5 protein-coding genes are annotated in these 7355 nt (G+C 68.5%); 3 read left to right on the forward strand and 2 right to left on the reverse strand.

Annotation, left to right across the window (positions count from 1 at the left end):
• Window positions 1–5 precede the first annotated feature (5 nt).
• A complete protein-coding gene (locus tag AB4Z01_RS25495) occupies window positions 6–959 on the reverse strand; it encodes an aldo/keto reductase (RefSeq protein ID WP_441698663.1) in 954 nt (317 codons plus the stop codon).
• 505 nt (window positions 960–1464) lie between these two features.
• On the opposite strand from AB4Z01_RS25495, the gene AB4Z01_RS25500 reads away from it, so the two are divergent.
• The 3 genes from AB4Z01_RS25500 to AB4Z01_RS25510 all read left to right on the forward strand — a co-directional run bounded on the left by AB4Z01_RS25500 (window position 1465) and on the right by AB4Z01_RS25510 (window position 5922).
• Entirely contained in the window at window positions 1465–2688 is a 1224-nt protein-coding gene (locus AB4Z01_RS25500; protein ID WP_441698664.1) for a cupin domain-containing protein, read from the forward strand.
• A gap of 90 nt (window positions 2689–2778) precedes the next feature.
• Complete coding sequence (locus AB4Z01_RS25505; protein ID WP_441698665.1) at window positions 2779–3600, forward strand: formate/nitrite transporter family protein; 822 nt, start codon at window positions 2779–2781, stop codon at window positions 3598–3600.
• A 27-nt stretch (window positions 3601–3627) separates the two neighbouring features.
• Window positions 3628–5922: an FdhF/YdeP family oxidoreductase gene (locus AB4Z01_RS25510; protein ID WP_441698666.1), complete on the forward strand. Its 2295-nt coding sequence runs from the start codon at window positions 3628–3630 to the stop codon at window positions 5920–5922.
• Window positions 5923–6497: 575 nt separating this feature from the next.
• Here the strand turns inward: AB4Z01_RS25510 and AB4Z01_RS25515 are convergent.
• A complete protein-coding gene (locus AB4Z01_RS25515) occupies window positions 6498–7121 on the reverse strand; it encodes a hypothetical protein (RefSeq protein WP_441698667.1) in 624 nt (207 codons plus the stop codon).
• Between the last annotated feature and the right edge of the window lie 234 nt (window positions 7122–7355).

Raw genomic sequence — 7355 nt, forward strand, 5'->3', positions numbered from 1 at the left:
GAGCCCTACCTCCCCGCCTCGTCCAAGAGCCGGATCTCGTCGGCCGCTAGGGTCAGCCGGGTCGCGGCGATCTGGTCCTCCAGCTGGTCCGGGCTGGTGGCGCTGGCGATCGGGGCGGTGATGCCGGGGCGGGCGATCAGCCAGGCCAGCGCCACCGTGGCCGGGCGGACGCCATGCGCCTTGGCCACCTGGTCAAGCGCATCGAGGATGCGCAGGCCGCGCGGGTTCAGCCGGTCCTTCATGCCGCCGCCGCGGGCGCTCTTCGACAGGTCGGCCTCGCTGCGATACTTGCCGGTCAGGAAGCCGCTGGCCAGCGAGAAATAGGTGATCACGCCGATGCCCTCGCGCCGGCACAGATCCTCCAGCGGCCCTTCATAGTGCGACCGGTCGTAGAGGTTGTAGTGCGGCTGCATCGTCTCGTAGCGCGGCAAGCCCTTCTCGGCGCTGATCTTCAAGGCCGAGGCCAGCCGGTCGGCGGAAAAGTTCGAGGCGCCGATCGCCCGCACCTTGCCGGCGCGGATCAGCTCGGCATGGGCCGCCAGCGTCTCCTCCTGCGGCGTCTCCAGGTCGTCATGATGCGACTGGTACAGGTCGATGACATCGACCTGCAGCCGGCGCAGCGAGTTCTCGACCTCCTCGCGGATCCAGGCCGCCGACAGGTCCTTGCGCTGCGGCCGGCCCGGCATCTCCCAGCCGACCTTGGTGGCGACCACCACCCGGTCGCGCTTGCCGCTGCGCTTCAGCCATTTGCCGATGATGGTTTCCGACTCGCCGCCCTGGTTGCCGGGCACCCAGGTGGAATAGGCGTCGGCGGTGTCGATCAGGTTCAGCCCGGCATCGACGAAGGCGTCGAGCACCCGGAAGGATGCGGCCTCGTCGGCGGTCCAGCCGAACACATTGCCGCCGAGGGCCAGCGGCCCGACCCGGATGCCGGACCGGCCCAGATTGCGCAGTTCCACGGTCTCTCTCCTGCGATCACATCAGCCAGGCGCCTGCGGCCGGCCGGATGGCTGCGGACAACTTCGGGCGTGCCGCGGTGCCCCTCTGCCCCTGCCGCCGATTGTAGGCGTTGGGCCGGCCGGCTGCCTATACCTAGGTATGGGCCATGGCACCGCTCCCGGTTACGAAGCCAACCGCCAATATGATGGTGCCGGTCCGGCAAAGGGCGTTTTCTTGCGGGACATCGACGGTCGGACCGGCGATGGCCGGGGCGGCCGCTTTCTCTGACTACAAGCGAAACCTGCCGCCCGGCCCGCCGGTTCCGACCCTCAAACCAACGTGCCAATCGGCTTGGGCCGAAGGCGCGGGCGAGGCCCCGGCGATCGACCGCCCCGACCTCCCCCTCCCCGCCTCCCGGGAAAGACGATCGACGCGTGGATCCCATGACGCCGCCGTGGCGCTCAGCGTCCGCGACGTGCGGTCCGGCTCCTGAAAAGCCGGGACCACGAAGGACTGGAGGAACACATGACCCTGTTCACACGCCGAGCCGCGCTCGGCACCATGGCCGCAGGCGGCCTCGCCGTCGCCGCCACCGGCGCGAATGCCGAGACCGCGGCGGTGCCGCAGCCGATGACCCCGGGCCGCGGCGGCACCGATCCCGGCCCGCGCGACCTGCTGCGCGACGGGGAGAACCCGAGCTTCCTGAACCCGCCGCGGACCGACAGCGGCACGTTCCAGAATCTGCGCTATTCGTTCTCCGACGCCCATGTGCGCCAGGAGGAGGGCGGCTGGACCCGCCAGGTCACGATCCGCGAGCTCAGCGTCTCCAAGAACATCGCCGGCGTGAACATGCGCCTGAACGCCGGCGGCACGCGCGAGCTGCACTGGCACAAGCAGGGGGAATGGGCCTACATGCTGTATGGCGAGGCGCGGATCTCCGCCGTCGACGCCGCCGGCAACAACTTCGTCGATGATGTCGGCGTCGGCGACCTCTGGTATTTCCCCTCGGGCATCCCGCATTCGATCCAGGGCCTGGGCAAGGATGGCTGCGAATTCCTGCTCGTCTTCGACGACGGCGAATTCGACGAGGACGGCACCTTCCTGCTGAGCGACTGGTTCAAGCATGTGCCGACCGACGTGCTGGGCAAGAACTTCGGCGTCGACCCGAAATATTTCGGCAACACGCCGGACCCGCGGCAGCGCTACATCTTCAACCTGCCGGTCCCCGGCCCGCTGGCCGGCGACAGGATCCCCGGGGCGAGCCCAGTGCCGCAGGTCTTCAGCCACCGGATGCTGGCGCAGGATCCGATCAAGACCAAGGGCGGCACCGTCCGCATCACCGACTCCTCGAACTTCCCGGCCTCCAAGACCATCGCCGCGGCGCTGGTGGAGATCGAGCCCGGCGGGATGCGCGAGCTGCACTGGCACCCGAATGCCGATGAGTGGCAGTACTACATCGAAGGCCAGGCCCGGATGGGCGTGTTCGGCGCCGTCGGTGCCGCCCGCACCATCGACTTCACGGCGGGCGATGTCGGCTACGTGCCCTTCGCCATGGGCCACTACATCGAGAACACCGGCAGCACGACGCTGCGCTTCCTCGAGATGTTCAAGAGCAGCTATTACGCCGACATCTCGCTGAACCAGTGGCTGGCGCTGACCCCGCCGGAGCTGGTGCAGGGCCATCTGAACCTCGACAAGACGGTGATGGACGCGCTGCGCAAGGACAAGTCCCCGGTCGTCGCCGGCTAGCCGGCGGCCCCGCCGCCGGGTCCCTGCGCCAGATGCGGGGGCCCGGCGAGGGATGGGTGAATCCTCTTCGACACATGAAGAAGGCTGGCGATGTATCGCGACACGATAGCCAAATATGCTGAATCCGGGGCGCACAAGGCCGGGATGGTCAAGGCCCATCTGCTGGCCTTCCTGATCGGATCGGCCCTGGCCGGCGCCTATATCGGCTTCGGCGACATCTTCATGTTCACCGTCGGCGCCCATGCCGACCCGTCCTGGGCGCATCTGGTGATGGGCGCGGTCTTTGCCTCGGCCCTGACCATCGTGGTCTTCGCCGGGTCGGAGCTGTTCACCGGCACCGCGATGTACATGCCCTTCGCCGTGCTGCGCGGCGACAGCAGCTGGGCCGACATGCTGCGGGTCTGGGTCGCCTGCTGGGTCGGCAACCTGATCGGCGCGGTGGTGCTGGCGGCGCTGCTGCACATGGCCGGCGGCGGCGTGCTGCTGACCGACGGCAGCGGCGAGTTCTTCGCCGTCGTCGCCGCCAAGATCGCGGCGCCCGGCTATGAGCTGTTCGCCCGCGGTCTGTTGTGCAACTGGCTGGTCTGCCTGGCGATCTGGATGTGCGGCCGCACCGAGAACGACGCCGCCAAGATCGCGCTGATCTTCTGGCCGATCGCGATCTTCGTCGCCTGCGGCTTCGAGCATTCGGTCGCCAACATGTTCGTCTTCGCCCTGGCCCTGCTGGGCGAGCATCCGGACACGATCACCTTCGAAGGCGCCGTGCACAACCTGGTCTGGGTGACGCTGGGCAACCTGGTCGGCGGCGGGCTGATGGTCGGGCTGGGCTACTGGCTGCAGGAGCGCGGCGCCGACCGCGAGGCCGCGATCCCCGCCCCGGCCCGTCCCTCCAACGCCCTGCCGCGTGTATAGTACCGGCCCGCTTCCGAGGAGCCCCCGATGGCACAAGAGAACGACGTTCCCGGCGTGAAGCCCTATGGCGGGCCGGCCGGCGGCTGGGGTGCCCTCGGCGCGGTGGCCCGGGCGATCAAGGACCAGATGGCGATCGCCGAGGACACCCGCGCGCTGATGCGGATGAACCAGCCCTCGGGCTTCGACTGCCCCGGCTGCGCCTGGCCCGACCCGAAGCACACCTCGTCCTTCGAGTTCTGCGAGAACGGCGCCAAGGCGGTGTCGTGGGAGACCACGGGCAAGCGCACCACGCCGGAGTTTTTCGCCGCGCATCCGGTGTCGGAGCTGTGGACCTGGTCCGACCATAAGCTGGAGGATGAGGGCCGGCTGACCCATCCGATGGCCTATGACCGGGCCTCCGACCGCTACCTGCCGATCAGCTGGGACGAGGCGTTCCGCCGGATCGGCGAGCGGCTGCGCGGCTATGCCGACCCGAACACGGTCGAGTTCTACACCTCCGGCCGGACCTCGAACGAGGCCGCGTTCCTGTATCAGCTGTTCGTCCGGGAATACGGCACCAACAACTTCCCCGACTGCTCGAACATGTGCCACGAGGCCACGAGCGTCGGGCTGCCGGTGTCGATCGGCGTCGGCAAGGGCACGGTGACGCTGGAGGATTTCGACCTCTGCGACGCCATCTTCTGCATCGGCCACAACCCGGGCACCAACCATCCGCGCATGCTGACGACGCTGCGCGAGGCGGCGAAGCGCGGCGTGCCGATCGTGGTGTTCAACCCGCTGCGCGAGCGCGGGCTGGAGCGCTTCGCCGCGCCGCAGAACCCGCTGGAGATGCTGACCCTCGGTTCGACCCCGATCGCCTCGGCCTATCACCAGGTCAAGGTCGGCGGCGACGTCGCCGTGCTGAAGGGCATGATGAAGGCGCTGCTGGCGTCCGACGCCGCGGACCTCGCCACCGGCGGGACCGGGGTGCTGGACCGGGCCTTCATCGCCGAGCACACGGTGGGCTTCGAGGCGCTGGCCGCGGATCTGGAGACGGTGTCCTGGGAGGTGATCGAGACCCAGTCCGGCCTTAGCCGCGACACCATCGAATCCGCCGCTTCGGTCTATGCCAAGGCGAAGAACGTCATCGTCTGCTACGGCATGGGCCTGACCCAGCACCGGCACGGCACTTCGAACGTGCAGCAGCTGGCCAACCTGATGCTGCTGCGCGGCAATATCGGCCGGCCGGGCGCCGGCATCTGCCCGCTGCGCGGCCATTCCAACGTCCAGGGCGACCGCACCGTCGGCATCACCGAGATCCCGTCCAAGCCGTTCCTCGACGCGATCGAGCGGGTCTTCGGCTTCGAACCGCCGCGCGACAAGGGCCACAGCGCGGTGGAATCGGTGCAGGCGATCATCGACGGCCGGTCCAAGGCGATCATCTGCCTCGGCGGCAACCTGGCCGTCGCCATGTCGGATCCCGACGCGGTGTTCGCCGGCATGCGCAAGCTGGACCTGGCGGTGCACATCGCCACCAAGCTGAACCGGTCGCACCTGCTGCTGGCGCAGGAGTCGATCATCCTGCCCTGCCTGGGCCGGACCGAGCGCGACCTGCAGGAGACCGGCGCCCAGTCGGTCACGGTCGAGGATTCGATGTCGATGGTGCACGCCTCGCGCGGCACCCTGCCCCCGGCCTCGGACCAGCTGCGGTCGGAGCCGGCGATCATCGCCGGGCTGGCGCTGGCGACGCTGCCCCAGACCAAGGTCGACTGGGCCTGGCTGGTCGCCGACTATGCCCGCATCCGCGACAAGATCGAGGCGGTGTTCCCCGACTTCTTCGACTTCAACGCGCGGGTCGCCGAGCCCGGCGGGTTCCGGCTGAACGTGCCGGCGTCGCAGCGCGAATGGCGGACGCCGTCGGGCAAGGCCAAGTTCCTGGTCTGTGACGGGGTCGAGGAGGATCCGCGTGTGGCCCAGGCCGATGCGCTGCGCCTGACCACCATCCGCAGCCACGACCAGTACAACACCACGATCTACGGGCTGAACGACCGCTACCGCGGCATCACCGGCCGGCGCGACGTGGTGTTCCTGAATCAGCAGGACCTCGCGGCGCTCGGCCTCGGCCATGGCGATCGGGTCGATGTCGAGGCCGTGGCCAATGATTCGGGCCAGCCGCCGCGGGTGCTGCGCGGCGTCACCGCCGTGGCCTACGACATCGCCCGCGGCTCGGCCGCGGCCTACTACCCGGAGGCCAACGGCCTGGTCGCGCTCGACTCCTATGACGAGCGCAGCGGCACGCCGACCTACAAGTCGATCCCGGTGGTGATCCGCCGGGCGGGGTAGGTCCCCGATGCGGCAATGTCGGGTTGCCTCTCCCGCGTGGCGAGACCTTTTCAGAACGGCAGTCCATCCCCTTGTCGTCATTCCCGCGAACGCGGGAATCTCTTCCCGATCAAAGCGTGACGAGATCCCCGCTTTCGCACGGCTATCTGGTTAAGCTTTTCGGGTTGCAGATTTAAACGGTGAACTAAACTTTTATTGTCATTGCCGGTCTTGACCCGGCAATCCAGGGGCCATCGAGAACTGCTCCGGCTGCCCCTGGATCCTCGGGTCAAGCCCGAGGATGACAATAAATAGAGCGTGAGACCAAGCTGAACACGTTTGAATTGCGATCCTCAACCGGACAGCCGTGCCGCTTTCGCGGGATGACGAGGTTTTGTTTGGGAAAGCGGACGGCGGCGGCGCGCGGACGCGCGCAGACCCCTCCCCCAACCCCCTCCCGCAAGGGGAGGGGGAGTGTGGAAGGCTGCGCAAATCGGTGTCGTAGGTTGGGTTGGCGGCAGCGAACCCAACAGGATCGGGGGCCGCAATGGCGGCGACATGTTGGGTTCGCGAAGACGCGAACCCAACCTACGCGGTCATCCGGTATCCGGAGGCTTGCGGCGGCCGGTGCCGGCCGAGCGGGGCTCGGGCGGATCCTCATCATCCTCGCCGTCCTCCGGCGGAATGAAGCCCAGCTCTTCCAGGGCCTCGTCGGCCATCTCCAGCCACTGCTTCACCTGCACCGGATAGCCCCAGCGCCGGCACAGCGCTGCCACCGCGACCTCGGCCCGGCTGGCTTCCACCAGCTCCGCCACCTCCGGCCGCTCCAGCCGCTCGCACACCTCGTCGGCGCGGCGGTCGGCCTCCTCGCCGTCCTCGGACACCTCATAGGCCGCCGCCATCATCGCCAGCCTGACCCGAAGCTCGTGCCAGTCCTCCTGCGCCGCCTCGCGCTGCGCCGCGGCCTTGCGCCGTTCGACGGCCTGCCGCGACAGCTTGTCCTTGAGCAGCAGGGTCAGCCGCACGGCGCGCGAGACGGTGGCGATCCGCTGGCAATARTCGACCCCAGGCTGCGGCGCCTGCAGCGCCTCCCGCTGCGTCGCCCGGGCGATCGACATCTGGATCTCGACCAGCTCCGCCACCACGCACAGATCCGCCGCCCGCTCCTCCTGCGGAGCGGCCGAGGCCTCGGGGGCCGATTCGGTCTGCGCCTTGTTCATAGAACATAGCATGAACGAGATCGATACGTCGGCGCAATGAACATTGCGTTAACGCGGCGCCCGCCTGATCGGCGGCGATCGGGATAGGGGGAAGCCTCGCGGCTCCCCCCTCCCACACCACCGGACATACGGGTCCGTATCCGGCGGTTCGGTGGATTAAGCGGAATGCGGCTTTGCGATGGAGACGAGGCCGAGGGCCTGAAGGGCGGCGATGGGGAAAGCAATGGCGAGGGC

Origin of the sequence: Inquilinus sp. YAF38, from assembly GCF_052113205.1 — a bacterium.
Taxonomy (GTDB): domain Bacteria; phylum Pseudomonadota; class Alphaproteobacteria; order DSM-16000; family Inquilinaceae; genus Inquilinus.

Bases quoted from the DNA above. Each gene is read 5' to 3' on its own strand.
- AB4Z01_RS25500 (WP_441698664.1), top strand. From the start codon at position 1,465: ATGACCCTGTTCACACGCCGAGCCGCGCTCGGCACCATGGCCGCAGGC.
- AB4Z01_RS25505 (WP_441698665.1), top strand. From the start codon at position 2,779: ATGTATCGCGACACGATAGCCAAATATGCTGAATCCGGGGCGCACAAG.
- AB4Z01_RS25510 (WP_441698666.1), top strand. From the start codon at position 3,628: ATGGCACAAGAGAACGACGTTCCCGGCGTGAAGCCCTATGGCGGGCCG.